Here is a 23,759-nt window from a genome sequence, read left to right as displayed (position 1 = left end):
ATTCATCTTTTTTTGTTTCGTTTCTTACCCTACTTTCTCAATTATGTGCTGTGAAACAAATCAAAAACCTGTGCAAAAAAAAGCTAAAAAACTTGATAAATTTCAATAGTGAGATAGCCTCATGAGAATTACGGTAGGATTAAGAGACTCTAAACTGTCGCGCAAGCAATTAGATGAACTGATCCACCTCCTTTCTTCAAAGCACGAATTTCAGCCGACCTTCCTTCAGACAATGGGCGATCGCCAGCTTAATGTTTCTGTTCGAGACATGGATAAAACCGACTTTTTTACCCGCGACATTGATAGGTTGCAACTCGCAGGGGATGTGCGGATCACCCTTCACTCTGCAAAAGATTTGCCAGAGCCCTTGCCAAAAGGACTCACGATGGTGGCTTTAACCAAAGGGCAAGATTCTTCAGATTCTCTTGTCTTTCGTAAGGGAGAAAGTCTCGAGACTTTGCCAAGTGGTGCCCGCGTTGGTTCTTCTTCTTTAAGGCGAGACAAAACAGTTCGGACGCTCCGACCTGATTTGCTTTGCGTCGAAGTGCGTGGAACGATTGAAAAACGACTAGAAAAACTTATCCAAGGTGAGATTGATGCACTTGTTGTTGCTGAAGCTGCGCTCATTCGCCTTGAACTCACTCATTTAAACCGGATCTCTCTTCCTGGACCTGTCGCACCTCTTCAAGGGCAGCTAGCGGTGCTTGCTCGGGAAGGAGATCATGAAATGGCGAAGCTTTTTGCTTCCCTAGATAGTAGACATAACCCCGAAAAAAAAATGGCAGAGACCACTCTCTATTTGGGACTTGATCCTTCAAACTTTAAAACAGAAAACACCCTCATCCACTTTCCCATCATTCAAACCATCCCGCGAGATTTCAACCTTCCTCTGATTCAGCATGTTTTTGATGACATTCCCGATTACACCCACTTCATTTTTACAAGTAAGGTGGGGGTTAATGTCTTTTTCGATTGTTTGGCTCACTATCAATACAAAGCCGAAGTTCTCGAAGGCAAGGAAATCATTGCGATTGGGACGTCAACAGCAGCGGCTATAAAAGAGCGGGGAGCACATGTCACACAGATTGCAGAGGAAGAAACCCAGGAAGGGATCATTAAGATGCTTGCGATCCAAAATCTCGAACAAGCGTTTATTTTTCTTCCTTGCTCAGCCCTTTCTCGGCCTGATTTGGCCCACTTTTTGATGATCAGACGGATACGGCATCAACTTTGCAAGCTCTACGATACTCGAGCAGTTGAGTTGAAAGAGCGGCCTGATCTAGAAGAGGTCGATGAAATCGTTTTCACAAGTCCCTCAACGATCGATGCTTTCAAAAAAATTTTTGGAGAGATACCGAAGAATAAAAAATTAACTACCATTGGTCCAATTACTCAAAGCAAATTAAATTCTGCATTTACTTTTTAAAAGCTCTCAGTTTTAATAGGAGTATAAAAAATAAATTGTATGGATCCTGAGGGTTGTCTCTTTTTGGGGTCTTTGCTAAGCTTTTTGGCACCTAGCGTGAGGTAAAGATGAAATTTTTAGGATTGTTTACCCGTCATCAGCCCAAAATTAAAGTTGCATCCACTAAGAAGGATGGATTCAGCGGTTGGGTGAAGTGTACGAAGTGTGAGGAGATGATTCATGCGAATGAGCTCCAAGATAATCACAACTGTTGTCCGAAGTGTGACCATCACTACCGGCTTTCAGCGGTTCAACGTGTTGAGCTTCTGGCGGATGATGACACATTTGAAGAGCTTTTTTCTGAAATCGAGCCCACCAACCCTTTAAATTTCGTCGATTCTGAAGACTACGATGACCGTCTAAAACGGGCGCGCAAGAAAACTGGGCGCAATGAAGGGATTTTAGTCGGAACTTGCACGATCGAAAAAGTTCCCGTAGCTCTTGGCGCTCTAGACTTTAGTTTCATGGGTGGTTCCATGGGATCTGTTGTCGGCGAGCGGATTACGCTGCTTATAGAACATGCGATCAAACATAAACTCCCTGTTGTCTTAGTCTCTTCTTCAGGAGGAGCTCGGATGCAGGAGTCGATTTTTTCTCTTATGCAGATGGCAAAAACCTCTGCAGCACTTGCAAAACTCAGTGAAACACGTCTCCCTTACATTTCAGTTCTTGCCAACCCAACAACTGGTGGGGTGACGGCTTCATTTGCTTCTCTTGGTGATTTGATCATTGCCGAGCCAGATGCTTTGATTGGATTTGCTGGACCACGGGTTGTTGAGCAAACGATTGGGCAAAAGCTGCCTGATTCGGCTCAAAAGTCGGAGTTTTTGCTAGAAAAGGGAATGGTCGACTGTATAGTAAGACGGGTGGAGCTCAAGGAAAAGCTCGCTTTTTTCCTCAACTTTCTCATGGATAACAAAATCCCTCTTGCCAGCAAGAAAGACATGAGCTTAGGTGTGGAAACTGAGCGAGAAAAATTAGACGATTTAATTGCACTCTCAAGAAAAGAACGAGAGAAAAACGCCATTAAAGTCACCTCAGAGTGAGACATGAAAAAGCAAACTATCCCGACGGTTGTCGAAGAGGAAGCCTCGCTTCCTGTTTATGGATCTGAAGAAGCTGCTGGAGCCGATGTTCGGGCTCATATCAAAGAAGATATCATTATTCATCCTGGAGAAAGAAGGTTGATTCCAACCGGATTGCGCTTTGCAATTCCAAAGGGATTTGAAATCCAGGTGAGGCCACGTAGTGGTTTGGCCTTAAAGCACGGAATCACAGTTCTCAACGCGCCAGGAACCATCGATTCAGATTATCGTGGTGAGTTGGGAGTGATTTTGATTCATCATGGAGACGAGCTATTTAAAGTAGCCCCTCAAATGCGCATTGCGCAGATTGTGCTCGCCCCTGTTTATCAAGCAACCTTTGCCCTTAAAGACGAACTTGTGGCAACAGAAAGAGGAGAAGGCGGTTTTGGCCATACTGGAACGCATTAACCATCTTTTCAAGAAAGGAGAAAATGTGACCCTCTCTGAACTTTTAGAGGTTGGGGTGATCTGTTTTTTAGACTCAGGTCATCGAGATGAAGCGCTCAAGTCTCTGGTAGATGCCCTAGTTAAAGCTGGGAAAATTCCAGATGCTGAGACGTTTTTTGATGCCATTTTGAAGCGAGAAAAAATCGTTTCAACAGGAATTGGCATGGGTGTTGCAATTCCTCACGCAAAGCTTGAAGGCTTTGACCACTTTTTTGTAGCGGTAGGAGTGCAAAAATCAAAAGATGGAATTGATTGGGACGCTCTTGACGGAGCACCAGTTAAACTGATTTTCATGATTGGAGGGCCGACAAACCAACAAACGGCCTATCTGCAAATTCTTTCCCGGCTGACGGCTGCGATCAAAGACGAAGCACGTCGCAGAAGTCTACTGATGGCCGAAAGCCCGAAACAAATCATCGATCTATTTACAGGTTGCTAACTTCTTGATTTATTCGCATCTCTTCGTTAAGTTGTGAGTTATGAAGAACACGACCTTAACCATTTGTGGCATCGATGTTCAGCCTGGAGAGAGGGTGACGCTTGCTCTACCGACCCCCGAAATTTACACCTGTGCACCGCTTCATATTCCAATGCACGTCTGGCATGGAAAAAAAGAAGGTCCAAAACTCTTGATTTGTGGCACGTTTCATGGCGATGAAGTCAATGGCATTGCAATTATCCAGCGCCTTTTGAATTCAGCTAGTTTAAAAAGTTTAGCTGGGACGTTGATAGCCATTCCTGTCATGAGTGTCTACGGTCTGATCAATCACAGTCGCTTACTACCTGATGGCCATGATTTAGAAGCGAGTTTTCCTGGATCTGAGACGGGCTCTTTTGCAGCTCGCCTAGCACACATTTTTACTACAGAGATTCTCGATCATTGCACACATTATTTGAGCATTAAATCAGGTGGCCCTGAGCGCTATAAAGTTCCTCATGTTGTTTATCAAGATGGTGATGAAAAAGGGTATCGGTTAGCAAAAGCATTTGGAGCTCCTCTGATTCGCTCGACAAAAGATAAGTTGGGCATTTTTTATCATGACCCCGGAAAACCAAAATGTCCTGTGATGGTGTATGAAGCAGGTGAAGCGAGCCGACTCGATGAATGGTCTGTCAGAGTGGGGGTTAAAGGTGTCACAAGAGTGATGCGAGAGCTTGGGATGATTCGTTTGAAAGCGACTCCAAAAGAAAACAATCCCTATGAGGTGACCCAATTTTCTTGGGTAAGAGCTCCTGGTAGCGGCCTTTTTGCTTTTACCAAGAGGACTGGCATGTACGTTGAAAGAGGCACTCCATTAGGAGTTGTTTCTGACCCCTTTGGAACAGGTCAGCAGCACCAAGTCACAGCTTTGGAATCAGGGATCATTTTAGAAATTACAACGCAACCTCTCGTTTATGAAGGACAGTTCATTGCGCAAATCGGCCACTATGAGCGACCTGTTCCACCACCCTCTCCTGAAGAGGTCCCACCTGTTCAACCTGACATTGTGAATAATTAAAAATGATGGAAAAAGATTCTCGCTCTCACTTGTCTTTGGGCATTCTCATTTGGAGCTTAGCAGCTCTCTTTTTCTTATATGAATTTTTCTTGCGTGTCTTTGTTTCAACGATTTCTGACCAAGTGATTGCCGATTTGAGTTTGACAGCGCAGCAATTCGCTACAATGGGAGCAGGATACTATTTAATTTATTCCTTCATGCAGCTTCCAGTTGGAATTTTAGTCGACCGTTTTGGAGCGCGTTTGCTTTTGACAATTGCTGTTTTCTTAGCGGGGCTTGGGGGCTTTTGGTTTGCATTTGTTGAAGGTTTTTTGAGTGGCTTCTTAAGTCGCTGTTTTATGGGGTTTGGATCCTCTTTTGCCTACGTATGCCTGCTTGTTCTCGCTCTGAACTGGTTCCCACGCAAACATTTTGGGCTGATGGCTGGCATTGCCAATTTCTTAGGTGCTATAGGTCCCATCTTAGCGGGAGGCCCTTTAGCTCTCTTGCTTACATTATTTCACAGTAACTGGCGCTTAGTTGTTGGGGGAATTGGGGCGTTGGGATTTGTTTTGACAGTGGTGATTGGACTTTTTGTGCGCAATACCCCACCAAGACAAAAAGGAGAAATTATCCATCTTGAACCTGGTAAAGAGTCGCTCTTTAGCCGACTTGGTGAACTTGTTCGGATTCCTCAAGTTTGGGTGATCATTCTTTATGCAGGATTTGTCTATGTTTGTCTTCCCTTGCTCGGAGCTTATTGGGGAACGAGCTTTTTGCAAGCTCGTGGGTTTTCACGTACCATTGCAGCCTTCATTGCTTCAATGATGTGGATCGGATTAGGTGTAGGATCTCCAGTTCTAGGAAAGCTTTCAGATAGTATCAAACGGCGTAAACCCATTCTTTATGGGACTGCTTTTCTTGGAATGATTGTCACGATCGTTGTTGTCTATTTCCACGTAGAAAATAAGTGGGTCTACATGGTCCTCTTTTTTCTCATTGGGTTTGTCAGCGCAGCTCAAAGCGTTTCCTTTGCTGCGATTGCAGAGCATGTTCCTTCCAAGCTTCACGCAACAGCTATTGGAATCAACAACACGATGATTATGCTTTTTGCAGCCATCTTGCCGCCAATTGTCAGTGCATTTATCGGTCGATCTGCTGCAATGCATCACGAAAAAGCAGGGCACTTTACGGCTGCAGATTTTCAGGCGGGTTTTTTCTTCATGCCAATTTTTTATCTGTGCGCTTATCTCTTAGCGTTGTTTTTTATTCGAGAAACTTATTGCAGGCAGCAATTTGAAGTTGTCAAGGTAGACAAGTCAGATTTGTCTTAGAGATCATCTTGAGGGAGGCGAGGATGTCAATAATCGAATCGAGGATATACATCACCAAGGTAATAGGGTTGAACATTTTTTGTCGCACATTAAAGTTTAACATTATATGTTAAGTTGGTACATGCTTTTAATCTAAATCCAGGAAAAAAATGAGAAAATGCGTTTTATTTGGGATTGTATTTGTTACTTTGGGAATGGGAGCAGCGTTTGCAGATACTCATGTCTCAAAACTTTCTTTGCAGGATCAGACTGCCGAGCAAAAGATGGAGGCTTTGAGTTTTTATGGGGAACAGACAGGGAACCCCACTGTTTACCCTAATGTTAAACGGTGGGTCGATCCTTTTATTACTGCAGAATTTACCTATTGGCAAGTTCTTCCAAGGGGCGTTGGGTATTTTAGAAATGGTCAACGAAAAGCTCCTAATACTACGTTATCTCAAGGTTCAATTTCTAGAATAGGTTATCATTGGGAACCAGGCTTTAAACTTGCATTAGGAGGAATCTTGCCTCATGGCGGTTGGGATATATTAACACGTTATACTTATGTCAATACTACAATTAGCGATGCTAGTAGTGACTTTGTTCAAGGTGGCCAGCCTTCATTTGTGGTCAATCCCGGTAATGGGCAATCAGCAGACCTGAGAACGCCTATTAGAGGGAAAGGCTACTTCCACTCTCGATTAAATGCGATGGATTTAGAGCTAGGTCGAAAGTTTTTTAATCATCGTTTTTTAGCGCTGCGTTTTTTTACAGGGATTAAGGGAACATGGATCTCAATGAATGATCGTTTTACATATAATGCTGATCCAAATATATCAAATTCTGATCTGACTATAGATGGAAATCCTGTAGAAGGTCCTGTCGTCATTAAAAACAAGAGTTATACTTGGGGTGTTGGCCCGAGAGTGGGTTTAGAAGGCAATTGGTATTTTATCCAGTGCTTGAGCATTTTTGCTCGCTTTAGCATGGGGCCAATTTACACAAATGTTGACGCACATGCAAAAGTGACTTTTTATGATGGAAGTAATCCTTCGACGACCGTCATTAATATTAAGAATAACAATGTAGATGCTATCGAAACTCTGAGTGAAATACAGTTAGGGTTAGAGGGAGAATGGTGGCTTTACAATCAAACTTATAAAATTGCTGCAAGAGTTCTCTACGAGGTTCAGCAATGGGGTGGTGGTTATACAACGGTTAATGGGACTCAGATTAATACGGAAAGTATTTCAATGCATGGTCTAACAACTGGGTTAAGCTTTTTCTTTTAACTGCTAAAAATCACAAATGAAGAGAAATGAAAAGTATCATTTCTCTTCAATTTCCGACTTGTCAAATATCTCCTAAGCTCGTAAAACGAAAGCTATGGGACAAGATGAGAAAAAAACACAGCCTGAGTTCTGTGACATGCAGTACACACGTGATGAGAACGGAAAAGAGATGCTCATCAAAGAAGGCCGCTTCCAGGTCATGATGGAATGGGAAAGGCCCTATATGGAAGCCTGTATTGACGCCCTCGGCCCCACAGGTGATGTTCTTGAAATTGGGTTTGGTTGTGGTTACTCTTCCTCTCATATTCAATCGTACCTTCCCAATTCGCACACCATTATCGAATACCATCCCGTCGTCTTTGAAAAGGCGGAAGAGTGGGCAGAAAGCTATGAAAATGTGATCTTGGTACAAGATACATGGCAAAATGCCCTCGATTCACTTGGTGTGTTTGATGCGATCTTTTTTGATGACTACCCTTTAGAATCGGGGATGGGATTTGATGGAGATGCGCAGCAAGTCGATGAGTGGAACCAGATGATGGAAGAAAAAGAGCCGCTCATGCGCGAAGCGCGCGACAGAACGGCATTTCTTGCTTCTCTGAAATACTCTGACGAAGACCTCGATGCCTTTTTTAAGGAGCTTCCTCTCGTAGAATCGACGCCTCTTGAATACGTCCTCTCATTTTTTTGCGAGTTGCGCGAAAAAAACCAAATCACTGAGCTCCAGCAAGAGTACATGTTGGAAAGGTATCAGAAAGAGCGCAAAATCGAAGAGGGAAAAATCCAAGCGTTCATGAAACAACAACAAATAAAAAAGCTTCCCGAAAGGGAAAGCCCCGATCGGCTCAGCCTCTTTTTCAATGAGTGTGCGGAAAAGCACATGCGGTCGGGTTCCCGTTTCTCTTGCTTCATTAGCGATCCGATCTCCAAGTTTCAGGAATCGGAGTTTTTGAAGGCGATCCAAGTAGATCCTCGATTTGAATATGAGCAAGAGCTCATGGCGATCGAAGTTCCTGACAACTGTGGCTACTACGCTGAAAATCAAGCCCTTGTCATCACGATCACGAAGCTTTAGCTGGTTGTAATACCGTATAAAATAGAGGTAGCACAAAAAGCGTTAACACCGCTCCTGCTAGTAACCCAAAAAAGAGAGTGATTGCTAGAGGTTCCCACAGCGGTCCACCACCGATCCAAAGGGGGATCAACCCAGTCACTGTAGTGAGGGTGGTGAGAAAGATGGGGCGGAAGCGGCGGCAAGCTGCTTCGATGATTGCATCGCGCTCAGACAAGGACTGCTCTTGCTTTTGTGTCAGTTGAATCCTATCAATTAAGATCACACCATTATTCACCACAATCCCAGCCAAGGAAATCACACCTAAAATGGTCATGATTCCAAAGTAGGAATGGCCGATAATCAATCCAAACACGACTCCTATCAATGAGAGAGGAATCGTCATTAAGATGAGGGTGGTTTGCTTCCAGTTGTTGAATTGGGCAAGGAGAAGCAGCACAATGAGAATGAAGGTCAGAGGGAGGTGGACGAAAATCGAGTGCTCAGCTTCGGACGAGGCTTCATACTCTCCTCCCAATTCATAATTGACTTTTGCAATCTCTGGATGTTTGCGAATGGCTTTTTCAAGCGCGCGGGCTGTGAATCCCTTATCAAGATCCGAAGCTAGGGTCAGCATTTCTTGTCGGTTGTAGCGATAGCGGGCTGGAGCTTCCCAATCGAGCTTGATATCAGCGACCTGGAAGAGAGGAACATTTTGGGGAGAAGCAGCTGAAAAGACGTTGAACGTTTCCGATTCAATCAAATGGAAGTCGCGTGCTGCTTGTGATCTCAAGACAATTGGGATGAGCGTGTCTCCATCACGGTAGAGAGAAAGCATCCGTCCACTCACTGCAGATTCAAGGGAGCTTGCAACATCGGCATGTGTGATGTGGGCACGGCTTGCCCGGGTGTCATCGACAGCGATCACGAGTTTTTTCGTCTCGAGCCCCCAATTATCATCGACATTTTTTGTGCCGGGAAGTGCTTTGAGCGCTGTTTTTAGATTTTTGTGTTCTCGAGAGAGACGGAGTTCAATCGGGTTTTTAATGGGAACGCCCTCTTGAAGGCGGCGCACTTTGGGACGGATGCTGGGATAGTTTTCAAAAAGGTACTGATCCAGTTTATCTGTTGCAACTTTAAGAGCGGTATAATCTTTGACGGTGAAGAGCATGAGAGCGTAGTGGGAATTGGGCGGCTCTGGTTCGTGTTGTAAACGGTAGCGCGGGCCACCATTTCCGATATAAGAAACCCAGGAAAGGACTTCGCCACTTGAGTAGAGATTTTCTTCGACAAAGTACTCGATTTCGCTCAGCGCTTGCTCGGTTCTCCAAATAGATGAGCCAACGGGCAGTTCGATTTCGGCTGTAAAGAGAAGGTGATTACTTGGGGGGTAAAAGATTTTGGGAATGGCAGAATATCCCCAAAGCGAAATGGCAAAGAGGCCTCCTAAAATCAGGCAAAATTTCATCCGATGCGTTAGTGTCCATGACAGGAGGCGTCGATAGGTTTGAAGAGGGAGGGGAGGGTTGAACAGCCGTTTGGGCGAAGAAGGAATGAATTTCGCGCACAAAATGGAAGTGAGAGTGAATGCAATGAGCCAAGAAACCAGCAGGACGACTGAAACAATGATAAAGACGGAACCCACATATTCACCTGTTGCAGATTGGGCGAAGTAGAAGGGGAGAAATGCAGCACAAGTTGTCAGAGTCGAGATGAGAAGAGAGACTTTGAGTTCTTTTGCTGCAATACGGGCAGCTTCAAGAGGTTTTTTCCCTTTGTCTTGAATGAGACCATGCTTTCTGCAATCACAATGCCGTTGTCCACAAGCATTCCAAGAGCAATAATCAGCGAGGCAAACGTCACTTGATTGAGGCTGATGCCGAAGAGAGACAAGATGAAAAACGTGATGAGAATCACAATCGGAATAGCACTCGCCACGATCAGTCCAATGCGCAAGCCTAAGAAAAAGAGCATCACGAGGCAAACAATCAAAATAGCTTGGCCTAAGTTTCCGGCAAACTCTTGAATTTTGTGATTCACACGGTCGGGCTGAAAAACGACCTCTTCAAACTGGGTCCCAATCGGGTGGGTTTCTTGGTAGTGGCGGAGAATTTGGCGCACCTGTTTTCCAAGTGTTAAGGCATCGCCACCTTCGCGCATTGAAACAGCGAGACCTATAGAAGGTTGGCCATTCACACGCATTAATGAAGTCGGTGGAGAAATGACACTGCGTGTCACATCTGCGATATCACTTAAAGAAAGGAGTTGAGACGATTGGGAGAGAGGAATGATCGTATTTTTGATGGCTTCAAGATCTTCAAAGTTTCCAGTGGGCTCTAAAGTCACTTGCTCTGTCCCACTATATAAGGTACCACCTGTTTGTACGATATTGTGTGTGGCGAGGAGAAAGTGAAGATAATCGGGGGAAAGGCCGAGCTTTTCGAGTTTTTCGTTTTTGTAGTCGATGAAAATGCGCTCCTCTTGGGTGCCGAGCAGCTCAATTTTTGCGACATCGGGGAGCTGTACCAGGTCTGCTTTGAGTTTTTTCGCGGTGGGCTCGAGAGCGCTTAAGTCGAATCCATCACCCACCACTCCGATCACGATTCCAAACACGTCGCCATAGTCATCTTGGACAAAAGGTTTCATGGCAGAAGGAGGGAGCTCGCGCTCGGCATCTTCGACTTTTTGGCGCACCTTTGTCCAAATCGGCAAGATCTCCTTGCAGTCTTGACGCAGTTTCACTTTGACGATGGAAAGACCTGTTTTGGAAACGCTTTCGATGGTTTTGACCTCTGGAAGTTTTTGGACGTACTTTTCAATTTTATCAGTGATAAGGTCTTCAACTCTTTTGGGACTGGCTCCGGGCCAACTTGTGATGATTTGTGCTTCTCGCACGGTGTAAGGAGGATCTTCTGCCCGCGGCATGGATTTGTAGGCTAAGAGTCCTGCGAAAGAAAGCAGAAAGATGACAGCGAGTACAAAGGCCTTTTTCTTAAAAATGAGAGACGTCATAGTTTTTCGAGCAGTTTTACTTGTTGCTTATCGGAGAGAAAACGGAGGCCGGCGACAATCACTTTTTGTCCGGGAATAAGGCCTGCAGTCACTTCAATTCCTTCGGAGGAAAGTTCACCTAATTTAACAGGTATTTTTTTGGCGAAACCCTCTTCAAAGAGATAGACGAAATGTCCCGTATCATCATGCCCAATCGCTTCAAGTGAAACCCAAATCATGTTGGAAGCGGGAGAAGAAGGCTTTTCCATGCGTGCTTTTACCGCCATCCCAGCGCGCAGTCGTTCATCTTGTTTCAGTAAGGTGATGGTAACGGGAAAGGCGGTATTCCTTGGAGAGGAGACGCCAACTTCATCGACGGTTCCTTGAAACGATTCGCTTGGGTAAACGGAAAAAAACAAGTCGACAGGCGAGCCTTGTTTGACCAGTCCAATTTCAGATTCGGGAACGGCAACTTCAACTTGGAGTCCTTGCGCAGAAATTAAAGTTGCAACGGGTTGCCCTGGCTGCACATTTTCGCGCACTTCGACATGTTTTGCTGCAACTTCAAGCAGTTCACTTTCGCCTTTGAGGATCGTATAGCTTTGCTCTTTTTTTGCTAAATCAAGCTGAGAAGCCACTTGGGCAGTAGCTGCTTTGGCAGCATCGTAAACGGCGCGGGCATGCTCGAGCTCTTGTCGGGACATGCTTTCACTTTCGTACAAGATTTTGAGCCTTTGGTAGTGAGAGTAGGCATCTTTGAGTTTGGCTTGAGCTTGCTCTGCTGCTGCTGCAACTTGTTGGACTTGCAAGGCGTAATCCTGGTCATCGAGTCGCGCTATCAATTGATTGGCATGCAGCTTTTCGCCCACTTTGATTGGCAGTTCAGCCACTTGACCCCCTACGCGAAAGCTCACCTGGATCTTTTTTTCAGATTTGGAAAAACCGGAGAAAAATAGGTAGGGCTTTTTTTCTCGCACTTCAACGGTTTGAGTTAAAACGGGACGAATCACACTCTGCTCAGAGTTCTTTTTTTTGCAGCTTGTTGTTAGTGCCACTAAAAAGAGAAGAGGAAGAAAAGTTTTCAATTTCATGCAGGCTCCGGGAAAAAGGTAAACTGGCTTAAGGCGCGCTCGAATTTCATGACATCAATTAAGTAGTCGTAAAACGTATGCGCATGCTGCTGTTTGGACACAATCATTTGATGTTGTGCATCGAGCAAGTCGACAACAGAGACTTCTCCGTGCGCATACGACTTCGTGACGAGTTTTAAGTTTTTTTGAGCGGTCACATAAGCCTTTTCAGCTAAGTGGATACTTTCAAAACTTGCTTTCATGTTGTCAATCGTTTGAATGACAGCTTCATCAATTTTTTCGAGGAGGGAAGCACGCAAAGTTTTCGTTTTTTGAATTTCAAAGCTGGCTTGATTCTTTTCGGACATGCGACTTCCACTTGTAAAGAGAGGATAGGTGAGGCTAACTCCTACTTTTGAGTAGAGCTTCTTGTTACTAATGCCTGGAGGGGGCATGTTCCCCGCGCCTTCTTGATAGAGGTTGTTCGAAAATTCTCCAAAGGCGGCGAATTCAGGCAAATAAAAGGATCGTTTTGCAGCAGTTAACTTTCGCTCGAGGGCAACGAGCATTTCATCGATGCCTTTGAGTTCAGGCGAATTTTCTCGTGCTTCGTCAATCATCAACCGTTTGAAATGCTTGAGTAGAGGTGTTTGCTGCAGTTGGTCGCTGAGGTTTTCGTAAAAACTTGGAGGAAGTTCTTCAAGAGAAATCGGAGTGTCGAGGGGACGATTGAGCAAACGATTAAACTCGGTTCCTAAATTTTCCTTCACTGCAATTAAATTGACCAATTGATCTTGGTTTGCAGCAAGTTCGCTTTCCCATCTGTAAACTTCAGATAGACGCGCCATTCCCGAGTCGACGAGTTCTTTTGAACGATTTAAGTGGGCGCGCGAAAGGGAGATGTTTTCCTTTGCAATTTCCAGGTCAGCATCGACGCGTAAAAGGGTGAGGTAAGCAATTGCCGTGCTTAAAATGATGTCGAGTTCAAACGAATCAAAGTGATACTCACGTGCCTTTTGTGTGCGCTTTTGAACGACAAAGTCGGCAATTTTTTTGTCATCATAGAGCGTTTGATGCACAAGGAATGTGCTGCGAATCAGATTCTCTGGCTCCAGACCAAAGGTGTTTCTCGCTTGATTGGGATCGACTTTGCGTCCTTCTAAATGGAAAAAAACTTGAGGAAGGAGCTTAGAAAAACTTCGCACGACATCTTGTGTGCCACTTTTCACTGTGAAATCTTCTGCTAAGAGTTCTAAGTTGCTGTTCACTGCTCGCTTTGTGGCTTCTATGAGTGAAAGAGAGGTAAAAGGTTGGTAACGATAAGCGAGAAGGAGAGCGTCTCGTTGTAAATGTGTGGGAATGACAAAGGCAAAATCTTTTGCTGTTTGGGTGTTAATCACAGGTGTGAGACTATGACGAAAGTGGGGCGAAAGCTCTTCATTGTTCCCAGTGCGAAAGAGTTCTTGGACATTAAGAGCCACTCTTCTTGCTGCGCGGACCACTTCACTTTTGGGCATTTGAGACATCAGGATCCCTTGCTCGACTTCGGTTTCTCCAAAGACAGAAAAAGTGGGCAATTCAAGCTCGTTACAGGTCTCAATGAGGGTTGAAAAGTCTTGAGGAGAAAGTCTCCATGTGGGAAGAAAAACGACTCCATCGACAGGATGAGTGGAAAGTTTTTCGGCTGCTAAATGGGGCGAGTCAGTGAGAGGAATCAGCAGAGGTTGGATGCCTCTTTTTTCCATTTCAGTGAAAATCTTCTTTTGAATTATCAAAAAATGTGGGTCACCAATCAATGAGGCGTCCCCAACAAAAGCGAGCTTTTTCGCCTGAAACAGCTGAGCGAAGAGATCAATTTCTTCTGGGACCGTGAAGGCGCTTTCGTAAAAGGCAACGTGCTCATCTTCTTGGATAGGAAAGTTGACTTCGGGGTCAGAAAATAGGCCAAGTTGTAACCGATGACGAGAGGTTTGGCGCAAGTTCGCTTTTTCAGTGCGATGAAGCTGCTTTGAATTCCCATCGTTAGGACTAGGTCGATGGCTGGTCAGAAAGGCTTGTCTTGAGGCATTTTTCAATTTCTTGAGGATCCCACTGCCCATCCAATTCGATAAACTGCACTGGGAAATCATTGGCAAGGAGTGTTTCGATTTCTTTCTTAACCTGTGAGGAAAGAACTTCGTCCCGAGCAAAGGGACCATCATAGATCAGCGCAACCTGCTTGCTATTTGCATGCAACAAGTTGACAACAAGTAAGAAAAGGGGTAGCCATCTAATAAAGGACCACATTTTAGCAAATCTCCTAAACTGCTAAATTTACCGGATTTGTCATTTGTGGTAAACAAAAGTGAAGGTTGGTTTGTTTGGAAAATAGTGGTTTTTTCTCGTCAGATACACAAAAAAGCGCGCATTTCTCCTCATCTTTGACCATCTCTCTTTTTAATAAAAACTCCTTTAAATTCAGTGTTTTATATATAAAACCACCCCATTTCATAACCAAATCGCAATGAAAATTTTCAGATTTTTTTGGATAGAATGTTGTATAAAAGTCAGAAGTATTATAGGTTTGACAATAAGTGTAAAAAGAGTTTACTTTAAGTTTCTGTAAAGGATTACCGTAGGTGAGGTAAATCAATGGATCTCAAAATCAAAGATGTCGCGGAGCTGTTAAATGTTTCGGAAACGACAATCAGACGGTGGTTAGCGGAGGGAAAAATTCCTGCTTATCGTTTGCATCATCAGTATCGTTTCAGCCGCATTGAAATTGAAAACTGGATGATGAGTTGTCGTTTAGAAAAGGGAAAGGGCAATTTCCTTCCCGGTGAGGAAAAGGAAATTTACCCCAAGCTTCATGACAAAAAGAAAGAAAAAGATCCAGATGACCTTCAAAAGCGAGGTATGCAGCAATTTGGACTGTACCGAGCAGTTCATAGAGGTGGAGTATTCACTGAGCTAGCGTCCCAGACTAAAGAAGAGATTATCAAAGAAACCATGGAAACTGTGGCAGATAACCTGTCACTAGACCCTGCGGTGATGAGCGAACTCTTGCTCGATCGAGAAAAATTGATGCCAACGGCACTTAACAATGGAATTGCCGTTCCCCATACACGAGACTTTCTCTTAAAAGGGCCAACCGATGTCATCGTCGTCGTCTTTCCCAAAAAGCCAATTGATTGGGGGGCTTTAGACGAGCATCCGGTTCATACCCTCTTCTTTCTCTTTGCATGTGATGACAAAAGACACCTTCACCTTCTTGCAAAGCTTGCTCATCTTAGTAGCAATGACGAAGCGCTCGAGCTACTGAAATCGCGGCCAAGTAAAAAAGAACTTCTCGACTACGTTAAAGATTGGGAGTCGAAAGTCCTTTCCCAGTAGAATTTATCTAGGGGTATAGGGTGTGCTGCTGTTTAAGTTGGTGTAACTTTTGGGAAAAACCAAAAGCTGAGTCTCAGTATCTTTTTATTGATCCATCCAGGTCAAAAGAAACCACGTTAGAAACAACAGAACGTTTTACACGTTTGATTCCAAAATTTGGAGTCACTCTTGACGCTTTCGAATTGGAAACTCGAAGTCATCAAAAGCTTGGGCAGTGGACAGTAGAGGATTGCACTCATCTGCACAGCGAGCTTCGGAAAGTCCATAGTTTGTTAGGGGGAAAGTGGCGCCTTCACTCAAATGGGGGCAGTAGAGTTCAAATTACTTTTCATCCTGTAGATAGCCCTCCAGGTGAAATGATACAGCGGACTTTGTTTGGAGGGGTGGAACTTTCTGCAACGGACCACCAAGTGACAAAAAGGCTCCATGAATCTTATGGGACCTTTCTTTCGGATCACTATGAAGTCAGTTTAGATGAGCCCAAGCCTTTTTGGAACGAAAGGCAGATTCTTGTTCAAAGTGAAACAGTTCAAATTGTCTATCCCCCAAACCCCATCGATATTGATGGTTATGGCCGCCACTTTGTGATTGCAACGAAACACAATGGTTTTGGAGAAATTGAGCAAAGTGTTTTTAGGCGCTGCTTAGAGTGTATCCGTTATCTCACGCAGCATCTTGCAAAGCCCGAAGATGAGGTGCATATTCTTGCAGGGGGAGATCTAGATGGAACACCCTCTATGCAACCCTGGCATATGCAAGTGATCATCTTTGAGCCCTTGAGTTGGAGCAGAGAATCGCGCACGGTCCAAAATGCTCTCAAACGAGAACGCTTATCAGAAAGCGAGTATCAAGGGCGCATGAAAGACTTTATAGTTCAGTTGCCATCTTGATGTTATAAAGATATTTCTATTGGTTGTTCAAAATTGTTAATCTCCATAAAATTCCTCATAAAAAAATGAGGGAAAAATGATTAGTACCAATTATATCAACCATGCAACGGACATGGTTGTGTCAACTGCGCTCAATTTTTCTACAAGCAGTGCGTTATCAAAAATTTTATTTCCAATTGTTCTGAAAGAAAGTGCCCTGTTTGGGGCAGTTGCTGGTGTCACGATGAGTTTAGCTCAAAGGACGGCATTTTCCGTCGGCTCTTTTGAAGACTCGAGGCTGATGAAAGCGGTGATCAACTTAGCAACGCTAGCAGCACTATTCTTTGCGACAAAATCACTCCTAACAGGATCACTCGTAGGAAAGGTGTCTGCAGAGTTTAGTGCAGACAGGATTCTTCGCCTTTGCATCGGAAGTTTTTTCGTTGAGACATTACTTGGTGGGATCTGCGTGAAACCAAGAGTAGAAAGCTCAGGCTCTGCTCCTGCTCAGAGCGGTGACATGAACGAAAAAGACAAAGACGGGCGCACAGTCCTTCATCGAGTCGTGTTAGATAATCTTAATGACAGTGCTATTCCTGAAAAAGTAGAGCGTTTGATTAAAAATGGAGTCAAGGTGAATGAAAAAGATAAAGAAGGGTGCACGGCGTTGCATCGTTTACTTTCATCTAAAGACTCCATATGTGAGATGCATCTTGAAGTGCTAGAAATTTTGGTTAAAAATGGAGCTGATGTAAATGCAAGGGATGATAAGGGGTGCACGCCACTTCATCATGTGATACGAGGAATTAAGTGCAACTCTTCACAAGAAGCAGCAGTGAAGTTTTTAGTTGAAAATGAAGCCATTAGAAACGCAAAAGATGATAAAGGCTGTACGCCACTTCATTATGCAATACGAGGAATTAAGTCCGACCGTTCAAAAGCAGAAGCAGTAGCGAAGTTTTTGATTGCAAATGGAGGTGGGATTGATGAGAAGGATCATGAAGGGAAGGCGCCACTTCATGATACTGTCTTGACAGGTTGGTGCGAGGGAATCGTAGAAAATTTGATCGATAATGGAGCCAAAATCGATGTAAAAGATCATCAGGGACGTACACCGCTTCATCGTATCATTTGCAACGATCTTTTTGCGACCTGCTCGGAAGCAAAGTTTAAATTATTGGTAGAGCGAGGTGCCAACCTGAATGAACAAGATCATGAAGGACGCACCGCTTTGCATGCTGTTGTCATGAAGCATGGAGATGACAGCCGTGAGATCATAACAGAACCAGGTGGTAGGGTGGTTCTTGCTATTACTGGTCATGGAGAGGATTTGGCACGCTTTTTGATTCAACATGGAGTCCATGTTGATGAAAAAGATCATCAAGGGATGACAGCTCTTCATCTAGCATTGGAGGAAGGGCATCCTAGGCTCTGTGCTATGTTATATGACAATGGCGCCAGATACTACGATCACAAGACTGCAGAGATTCTAAAGGAAAAAGATCAGAGTCAATTTAAATATCTCTGCAGGAAAGGTATCGCAACTGCTCGGGACTGGATTTAAGACTCTGCGTCTTGATCCTTGTCTTTTGTTGCCGTTGTTGCGATGAGCTTTTTCTTTTCCTTTTTCTTCTTTTCTTTTGGAAGCTCTTGATCTTTGAAGATCAACTTGCCCTCTTCAAATTCGATAGAAATTTGTCTTGGCTCATCACCTTCCATAAGCAGCTTTTCCGCAAGCGGATCTTCAAGCTGTTGCTCGATGGTGCGACGCAGGGTTCTGGCACCCATTTCAGGTTGATACCCTTTGTCGACAAGGTACTCTTTTGCTTTGTCGCCCAGCACAATTTGGATGTTTTTGCGCTCGAGGCGTTTTTTGAGTTTGTCGACTTCAAGATCGATGATCTTGACGAGGTTTTCCTTATCAAGAGCTTTGAAGATGATCGTGTCATCTAAGCGATTGATGAATTCAGGCTTGTAGTGCTTTTTGACCGCTTTGTCGATCTTTTCTTTCATCGTGTCGTAGTCGGGCATTCCCTCAGTGACACCAAATCCAACTTCAGTTGAGCGACGGATAAGATCCGATCCGAGGTTCGATGTCATCAAGATGATCGTGTTGCGGAAGTTGACTTTACGTCCCACTGAGTCAGTGAGGTGCCCATCTTCTAAAATTTGAAGTAGGAGGTTCATGACATCAGGATGCGCCTTTTCGATTTCATCAAAGAGAACGACTGAGTAAGGGCGCTGTCTCACTTGCTCGGTGAGCTGTCCACCTTCTTCGTGTCCAACATATCCCGGAGGCGATCCAGTCATGCGGCTAACCGCAAATTTCTCCATGTACTCGGACATGTCGACTTGAATGAGGGCGTCTTCACCACCAAACATATGGATCGCCAGCTGTTTGGCAAGAAGGGTTTTACCCACGCCAGTCGGTCCGAGGAGTAAGAAGGCTCCAATCGGACGATTGGGATCTTTAATATCGGCTTTACTACGACGCAGTGAACGACAAATGATTTCGACGGCGTCTTTTTGGCCGATGATATTTTGTTTAAGCAGCTCTTGCATTTTAAGCACTTTCGCGGCTTCCCCTTCGGTGATGCGAGACATGGGGATGCCTGTATGCTTGGCCACAATGGCAGCGACATCATCTTCGTCGACGACCACTTGGTGCTGCTCTTTCATTTTTTCCCACTCAGTGTGAACTTGTTGCAACTTCTCGCGGAGGTTCTTCTCTTTATCGCGGAGTTTTGCAGCTTTTTCATACTCTTGCTTTCCAATCGATTCTTCTTTAGCTTTGCGGAGCTCTTCGATTTCGATTTCAAGTTGGTGCACTTCTTGAGGTTGGTGCAGCATGGAGATGCGCGCTTTAGCTCCCGCTTCGTCGATCAGATCGATAGCCTTATCTGGGAGGAAGCGACCATTGATGTAGCGGTCTGAAAGGTAAACGGCGCTGCGAATCGCTTCTTCTGTATAGATACACTTGTGGTGTTCTTCGTATTTTGTTTTTAGCCCCATTAGGATTTGAGAGGCTTCTTCAACAGAAGGTGGCGCAACGGAAATCTTCTGGAAACGACGCTCGAGAGCCGCATCTTTTTCAATGTGCTTGCGGTATTCATCAAGTGTTGTGGCACCGATACACTGGATTTCGCCACGTGAAAGAGCGGGCTTTAAGATGTTCGAGGCATCAATTGCCCCTTCAGCAGCTCCGGCTCCGACGATTGTGTGCAATTCGTCAATGAAAAGCAGGATGTTTCCATGCTTTTTCACTTCGTCCATGACAGCTTTGATCCGCTCTTCGAATTGACCACGGTACTTGGTTCCGGCGATCATGAGCGTGAGATCGAGTGTGATGAGTTTTTTCTTTGCTAGATGGTCAGGAACTTCGCCTTTGACAATCGCGTGGGCAAGTCCTTCGACGATGGCCGTTTTACCCACTCCGGCTTCTCCAATAAGGACCGGGTTGTTTTTGCGGCGTCGGCAAAGGATAAGAATGAGCCGTTCAACTTCTTGTGAGCGGCCAATGACGGGATCGAGTTTATTTTCACGACAAAGTTCAGTGAGGTCATGACCATAAGCTCGTAGCGCTGGCATTTTTTCAGACGTGCCACCAGGTCCTGACATCTTTTCTTGGCGCCCTGATGACTGAGAACCAGTCATTCCCATGGGCGGAAGTTGCAAGTTAAATGTTTCGAGTTCTTTGAGAACTTCTTTGCGCACCTCTTTTAAGTTGATGCTCAAGTTTTCGAGAATTTGAGTGGCAACGCCATCAGTTTGTCTTAAGAGGGCGAGTAAAAGGTGCTCGGTCCCGACATAGTTATGGTTAAGACTAGCAGCTTCTTCGTTGGCGTATTCGAAAACCTTTTTCACTTTTCCAGTCAGTGCCGGATCACCATAGACCTGGATTTCTGGCCCAAACCCAACAAGCCTTTCGACTTCACTTAAAACGGTATCGTAATCGACATTGAGATTGCGTAAGACGTTAACGGCAATTCCTTGCCCAAGCTTCAAAAGTCCAAGGAGGATGTGCTCCGTTCCCAAATAATTATGGTTAAGGCGTTGAGCTTCTTTCTTAGCAAGTTTAATGACTTGTTTGGCTCTGTTGGTGAATTTGTCAAACATGATCGACTCGTTCCTTTATTAATTAATAGCGAAAAAGTTAGCTCAGACGAAAGGAGCCTATCGCCTCTCACCGGCTATAACCTACATTCTGAGGGCTTTTTCCTTTTTTGTAAATTTATACCGAATCTGATACTCTTTCAATAACTTAAACCCAAATGACGACCTATAGCTGTCATCTGGAATTTGTATTTTTCCCGGTTTTTCTTCGCGAAACTTGCCCCTACTTTATTCAAGTATGTGGCAAATTTCGCGAAGAAAAACTGAAAAAAATCTAAAGCCCATCTGTCCACCTCTAGATCGACATTTGGGTTCCATGGTGTAAAAAGCGATGTGGAAACTTCTCGATACAGGGTCAAATAGCGCCCAAAAAAATATGGATCTCGATGCCAAGCTGCTTGAAGAGATGCATCCGGATGATCCCCCGATCCTCCACCTTTATGAATGGGAGCAGGATAGTGGCACCTATGGATATTTCCTCAAGCCCGAGAAGTATCTCGATCTTGCCAAAGCTGAAAAGTGGGGGCTTTCCCTAGCTAGACGGCCTACAGGTGGGGGTATCGTCTTCCACGTCTGTGACTTAGCCTTTTCAGCGCTTGTTCCAGCGGGATTTCCCGCATTTTCGCTCAATACGCTCGATAACTACAATTTTATCAATAATGGCGTTAAAAAGGCAGTGAAGAAATTTTTTAAACTGTCTAAGGCCCCTGAGTTGCTTCCTGCAGAACCGACGCCACTTGACGAGAGCTCTCGTCACTTCTGTATGGCGAAGCCAACCATCTATGATGTCATGCTCCAAGGCAAGAAAATCGCAGGAGCGGCCCAAAGAAGACGTAAGCAGGGGTATCTCCATCAAGGAAGCATTGCCATTGCGCTCCCTCAAAAAAGTTTTTTACAGGATGTCCTTTTACCGGGTACGCAGGTGCTTGATGCGATGCAACAAAATACCTTTTCGATTTTAGGCAGTGATTACACCTCAAACGATTTGCAAGAGGTGAGGCAGCAGCTTCGCGCGCTTCTCATTGAGAGCTTGGCGATTTAATTTTCTTCGGCTGCTAAGAGTTGCTGGACATGGTCATGGATCTCATACCAATGATCCACTTTGATATCCTTATTTTCTTCAAGGTAGCCTAGTTCATGCAACAGCAATGGGAGATAGCGATGGAGGAATAGTGTTCCTTTTTCGAAGTAAACGTCGTAAGTCGTCGTGTCGGTTCCATGACCACCGGGATGGGGAATTTCTAAGGCGTCTGCATAAACTTGCTTGTATTCATCTTTATCTCGCTCTTCAGCAATGCGAAGAATGAGATTACGCACATCGGAAAATGAAAGACGTGTATCACCTAGATTGATGATGGCATCGATTAGAGTTGCTTTCCAGGTCAGCAAATGTCTTAATTTAAGGTAAGGATGAACAATTTTTGTCGTAAGCTTAGCAGTTTTTTCGTTGAGGCTTGGAGGGATTCCGGCTGCTGCGTCCATTAAATCTGTATCGCGCTTAGCTTCTTGATATCCTGAGAGCCCTAAGAGCTTTCCAAACATCACTCTGTTTGCAGTGATTTGATGCCGACTCGTTGCTGAGGCTTGTTGACAATGGTGAACAAGGTTTAAAAGAGGTAAATTTAATCGAACTTTTCCGTAATTGTAGAGGTTGATCCAATAGTCGCGGCTGAAGATGTTCTCAACTTTTCTAACTTGATTGTAGAGTCGATAAGCTTTGAATTTCATAGAAATCGAGCTAGAGAGAAACTTGCTTTCGTTTGCTGCCAGGATAGACTGAAAGTGAGTTGTAAAGACATGATCACGTAGTTGCTGCAACACAAGTTTAATTCCCGATTCCACCCGATTTTTTTCCAAGTCTTTCTCGCTTAACCCTTTTTCTATCTGAGAAATTTCGGGAATCAGTTCTAAGCAAAGACTTTTGATGGTATCTGCAATCGCTGTTTTACAAAGGAAATCTCCTTTATGAAAGAGAAGTACTGTTTTGCGCTTATCCCAATTTTGGTTGAGAGCTCCAAAGATGTTTTTCATTAAAATGAGACTGTCTCCTAGCTCACTTTCATCGTTTGCACCCATCGCGTGGTTATAAAGAAGTCCATGGGTTTCTTCAGAGCCGAGGAGGCGTGTGAGTTCTTTTCGATCGGGATCAGAAAGCTTTGTGTCATGTTTCAAATACCGTTGAAGTTTTTTTTCGAGGTTTTCGAGACTCTCTTTTGGAAAGTAATCTTGAATTTCGAAGGGCTCAAAGTGCTTTTGTGTGACCTGGAAATGGTCAGTCGTATAGACCCAAACACGCTTGACTTTTTCAGGGGTTGAAGCAATCTCAAAGTCGATGTCTTTGGTTTTATTTTCGATTTTTGTATTCACCCTTTCCTTGATGAAGGTGGGAATGAGGCGGGACTGAACTGAATCAGGAAGCAAAGCAAAGCCGACGATTAGTGCTCCTACTTTTGCAACTGTTCCACCGCAAGCAAAGCTAATAGGAAGATGGATCCAATTGTTGATCGTTCCTAAAATAGAATCATAAGAGCGGACAATTTTCCCCTCATTGTATTGAAATAAAGGGCCACTATTTTCGATAGGCCGATCCCAGTACATTCCTTGTTCTAAGAAACTCCAGAGATAGAACGTTAAGTGAATGCTATTTTGAACCAAGTTGATTCCAAAATAGAGTCCAACAGCCGCTTGTACAACGCTAGCAACTAAGATGATGTCAGGAACATGAGCAAACACAAAGTCAACAGCTGTTTTCAGTCGGGAGTTTTCAGTATCTTCTAATGATTTTGAGAAATAGTAGAGAGCTGCTACTGCAGCGTAAGAGCCATAACTTAGATATGAAAACCGGCTAGCAAAACTCTCTGAGCAGAGAGCCTCTACATTATTTTTTGCATGAAAAACAAAGAGTTCTGAGCGTTCTATCCAGTTATTGGCACAAAGAAAACGTTGCTCCTTTGCTCCTGCTGCATAGGAGCGACTCATCCTATTGGAATAGAGAAAATGGATTCCTGTTGCAATGGGTAAGATGTTATTTGAAATAAAAGTAGTCATTGTTGTCTCTCATAATATTTATTTCTGAAAAACAATAGATTTTTTGTTTGATTATTGCAATTTAATTAATTGTTATTAATGTGTCTTGTATATGAGACGACCAACTGTGATACACCTTTCTGAAAAGCTTTTTGTTTTTCTGATCTCAGGAAGGAAAAAATGACT

19 protein-coding genes are annotated in these 23,759 nt (G+C 44.2%); 12 read left to right on the top strand and 7 right to left on the bottom strand.

The annotated features are described in order from the left end of the window. The first annotated feature begins 121 nt into the window (after positions 1-121). The 8 genes from hemC (at position 122) to ACOOFG_RS09945 (ending at position 8,155) form a co-directional block, all read left to right on the top strand. A complete protein-coding gene (gene hemC, locus ACOOFG_RS09980; protein ID WP_420421324.1) occupies positions 122-1,426 on the top strand; it encodes a hydroxymethylbilane synthase in 1,305 nt (434 codons plus the stop codon). 107 nt (positions 1,427-1,533) lie between these two features. Further along, positions 1,534-2,511, top strand: coding sequence for an acetyl-CoA carboxylase, carboxyltransferase subunit beta (gene accD / locus ACOOFG_RS09975; protein WP_420421323.1), 978 nt, complete (start codon positions 1,534-1,536; stop codon positions 2,509-2,511). A 3-nt stretch (positions 2,512-2,514) separates the two neighbouring features. Beyond that, on the top strand, positions 2,515-2,958 hold the full coding sequence (dut, locus tag ACOOFG_RS09970) for a dUTP diphosphatase (RefSeq protein ID WP_420421322.1): 444 nt from the start codon (positions 2,515-2,517) through the stop codon (positions 2,956-2,958). Further along, positions 2,936-3,436 (top strand): PTS sugar transporter subunit IIA, encoded by a 501-nt coding sequence (locus ACOOFG_RS09965; RefSeq protein WP_420421321.1) that lies wholly within the window; start codon positions 2,936-2,938, stop codon positions 3,434-3,436. Before dut ends, ACOOFG_RS09965 begins: the two co-directional genes overlap by 23 nt. Positions 3,437-3,476: 40 nt before the next feature. Next, the gene (locus tag ACOOFG_RS09960; protein WP_420421320.1) at positions 3,477-4,496 is read left to right on the top strand and encodes a succinylglutamate desuccinylase/aspartoacylase family protein; all 1,020 of its coding nucleotides are present in this window, start codon (positions 3,477-3,479) and stop codon (positions 4,494-4,496) included. 2 nt (positions 4,497-4,498) lie between these two features. Continuing rightward, positions 4,499-5,809, top strand: a complete 1,311-nt coding sequence (locus ACOOFG_RS09955; protein WP_420421319.1) for an MFS transporter — start codon at positions 4,499-4,501, stop codon at positions 5,807-5,809. A 149-nt stretch (positions 5,810-5,958) separates the two neighbouring features. Further along, entirely contained in the window at positions 5,959-7,080 is a 1,122-nt protein-coding gene (locus ACOOFG_RS09950) for an Lpg1974 family pore-forming outer membrane protein (protein WP_420421318.1), read from the top strand. A 94-nt stretch (positions 7,081-7,174) separates the two neighbouring features. Next, positions 7,175-8,155: a hypothetical protein gene (locus ACOOFG_RS09945; RefSeq protein WP_420421317.1), complete on the top strand. Its 981-nt coding sequence runs from the start codon at positions 7,175-7,177 to the stop codon at positions 8,153-8,155. Here the strand turns inward: ACOOFG_RS09945 and ACOOFG_RS09940 are convergent. From ACOOFG_RS09940 to ACOOFG_RS09920, 5 genes are read right to left on the bottom strand one after another with little or no spacing between them, the layout of a single operon-like run. After that, entirely contained in the window at positions 8,142-9,878 is a 1,737-nt protein-coding gene (locus ACOOFG_RS09940; protein ID WP_420422687.1) for an efflux RND transporter permease subunit, read from the bottom strand. The genes ACOOFG_RS09945 and ACOOFG_RS09940 overlap by 14 nt on opposite strands. Beyond that, a complete protein-coding gene (locus ACOOFG_RS09935) occupies positions 9,833-11,143 on the bottom strand; it encodes an efflux RND transporter permease subunit (protein WP_420421316.1) in 1,311 nt (436 codons plus the stop codon). Before ACOOFG_RS09935 ends, ACOOFG_RS09940 begins: the two co-directional genes overlap by 46 nt. After that, positions 11,140-12,213, bottom strand: coding sequence for an efflux RND transporter periplasmic adaptor subunit (locus ACOOFG_RS09930; protein WP_420421315.1), 1,074 nt, complete (start codon positions 12,211-12,213; stop codon positions 11,140-11,142). The genes ACOOFG_RS09935 and ACOOFG_RS09930 overlap by 4 nt, the downstream gene beginning before the upstream one ends. Then, positions 12,210-14,267, bottom strand: coding sequence for a TolC family protein (locus tag ACOOFG_RS09925; protein ID WP_420421314.1), 2,058 nt, complete (start codon positions 14,265-14,267; stop codon positions 12,210-12,212). The genes ACOOFG_RS09930 and ACOOFG_RS09925 overlap by 4 nt, the downstream gene beginning before the upstream one ends. Beyond that, positions 14,221-14,478 (bottom strand): hypothetical protein, encoded by a 258-nt coding sequence (locus tag ACOOFG_RS09920; protein ID WP_420421313.1) that lies wholly within the window; start codon positions 14,476-14,478, stop codon positions 14,221-14,223. The genes ACOOFG_RS09925 and ACOOFG_RS09920 overlap by 47 nt, the downstream gene beginning before the upstream one ends. Positions 14,479-14,823: 345 nt before the next feature. On the opposite strand from ACOOFG_RS09920, the gene ACOOFG_RS09915 reads away from it, so the two are divergent. The 3 genes from ACOOFG_RS09915 to ACOOFG_RS09905 all read left to right on the top strand — a co-directional run bounded on the left by ACOOFG_RS09915 (position 14,824) and on the right by ACOOFG_RS09905 (position 17,997). Continuing rightward, the gene (locus ACOOFG_RS09915; protein ID WP_420421312.1) at positions 14,824-15,564 is read left to right on the top strand and encodes a PTS sugar transporter subunit IIA; all 741 of its coding nucleotides are present in this window, start codon (positions 14,824-14,826) and stop codon (positions 15,562-15,564) included. A 20-nt stretch (positions 15,565-15,584) separates the two neighbouring features. Further along, entirely contained in the window at positions 15,585-16,454 is an 870-nt protein-coding gene (locus ACOOFG_RS09910) for a hypothetical protein (protein ID WP_420421311.1), read from the top strand. A gap of 76 nt (positions 16,455-16,530) precedes the next feature. Beyond that, positions 16,531-17,997, top strand: a complete 1,467-nt coding sequence (locus ACOOFG_RS09905; protein ID WP_420421310.1) for an ankyrin repeat domain-containing protein — start codon at positions 16,531-16,533, stop codon at positions 17,995-17,997. Here ACOOFG_RS09905 and ACOOFG_RS09900 read toward each other — a convergent pair. After that, complete coding sequence (locus tag ACOOFG_RS09900) at positions 17,994-20,549, bottom strand: ATP-dependent Clp protease ATP-binding subunit (protein ID WP_420421309.1); 2,556 nt, start codon at positions 20,547-20,549, stop codon at positions 17,994-17,996. The genes ACOOFG_RS09905 and ACOOFG_RS09900 overlap by 4 nt on opposite strands. 328 nt (positions 20,550-20,877) lie before the next feature. Here ACOOFG_RS09900 and ACOOFG_RS09895 point away from each other — a divergent pair, with 328 nt between their 5' ends. Continuing rightward, a complete protein-coding gene (locus tag ACOOFG_RS09895; protein WP_420421308.1) occupies positions 20,878-21,588 on the top strand; it encodes a lipoyl protein ligase domain-containing protein in 711 nt (236 codons plus the stop codon). Here the strand turns inward: ACOOFG_RS09895 and ACOOFG_RS09890 are convergent. Then, complete coding sequence (locus ACOOFG_RS09890; protein ID WP_420421307.1) at positions 21,585-23,594, bottom strand: hypothetical protein; 2,010 nt, start codon at positions 23,592-23,594, stop codon at positions 21,585-21,587. The genes ACOOFG_RS09895 and ACOOFG_RS09890 overlap by 4 nt on opposite strands. Positions 23,595-23,759 lie beyond the last annotated feature (165 nt).

The organism is Simkania sp., from assembly GCF_965215465.1.
Lineage (GTDB): Bacteria > Chlamydiota > Chlamydiia > Chlamydiales > Simkaniaceae > Simkania.
Note: the sequence above shows the minus strand (reverse complement) of the source record. Positions and strands in the feature narration are given on the sequence as shown.

Excerpts from the sequence above, each read along its gene's own strand:
- accD (WP_420421323.1), top strand. The coding sequence starts at position 1,534 with ATGAAATTTTTAGGATTGTTTACCCGTCATCAGCCCAAAATTAAAGTT.
- ACOOFG_RS09945 (WP_420421317.1), top strand. The coding sequence starts at position 7,175 with ATGGGACAAGATGAGAAAAAAACACAGCCTGAGTTCTGTGACATGCAG.
- ACOOFG_RS09905 (WP_420421310.1), top strand. The coding sequence starts at position 16,531 with ATGATTAGTACCAATTATATCAACCATGCAACGGACATGGTTGTGTCA.
- ACOOFG_RS09895 (WP_420421308.1), top strand. The coding sequence starts at position 20,878 with ATGTGGAAACTTCTCGATACAGGGTCAAATAGCGCCCAAAAAAATATG.
- ACOOFG_RS09935 (WP_420421316.1), bottom strand. The coding sequence starts at position 11,143 with ATGACGTCTCTCATTTTTAAGAAAAAGGCCTTTGTACTCGCTGTCATC.
- dut (WP_420421322.1), top strand. The coding sequence starts at position 2,515 with ATGAAAAAGCAAACTATCCCGACGGTTGTCGAAGAGGAAGCCTCGCTT.
- hemC (WP_420421324.1), top strand. The coding sequence starts at position 122 with ATGAGAATTACGGTAGGATTAAGAGACTCTAAACTGTCGCGCAAGCAA.
- ACOOFG_RS09890 (WP_420421307.1), bottom strand. The coding sequence starts at position 23,594 with ATGACTACTTTTATTTCAAATAACATCTTACCCATTGCAACAGGAATC.
- ACOOFG_RS09960 (WP_420421320.1), top strand. The coding sequence starts at position 3,477 with ATGAAGAACACGACCTTAACCATTTGTGGCATCGATGTTCAGCCTGGA.
- ACOOFG_RS09955 (WP_420421319.1), top strand. The coding sequence starts at position 4,499 with ATGATGGAAAAAGATTCTCGCTCTCACTTGTCTTTGGGCATTCTCATT.
- ACOOFG_RS09900 (WP_420421309.1), bottom strand. The coding sequence starts at position 20,549 with ATGTTTGACAAATTCACCAACAGAGCCAAACAAGTCATTAAACTTGCT.
- ACOOFG_RS09950 (WP_420421318.1), top strand. The coding sequence starts at position 5,959 with ATGAGAAAATGCGTTTTATTTGGGATTGTATTTGTTACTTTGGGAATG.
- ACOOFG_RS09915 (WP_420421312.1), top strand. The coding sequence starts at position 14,824 with ATGGATCTCAAAATCAAAGATGTCGCGGAGCTGTTAAATGTTTCGGAA.
- ACOOFG_RS09930 (WP_420421315.1), bottom strand. The coding sequence starts at position 12,213 with ATGAAATTGAAAACTTTTCTTCCTCTTCTCTTTTTAGTGGCACTAACA.
- ACOOFG_RS09920 (WP_420421313.1), bottom strand. The coding sequence starts at position 14,478 with ATGTGGTCCTTTATTAGATGGCTACCCCTTTTCTTACTTGTTGTCAAC.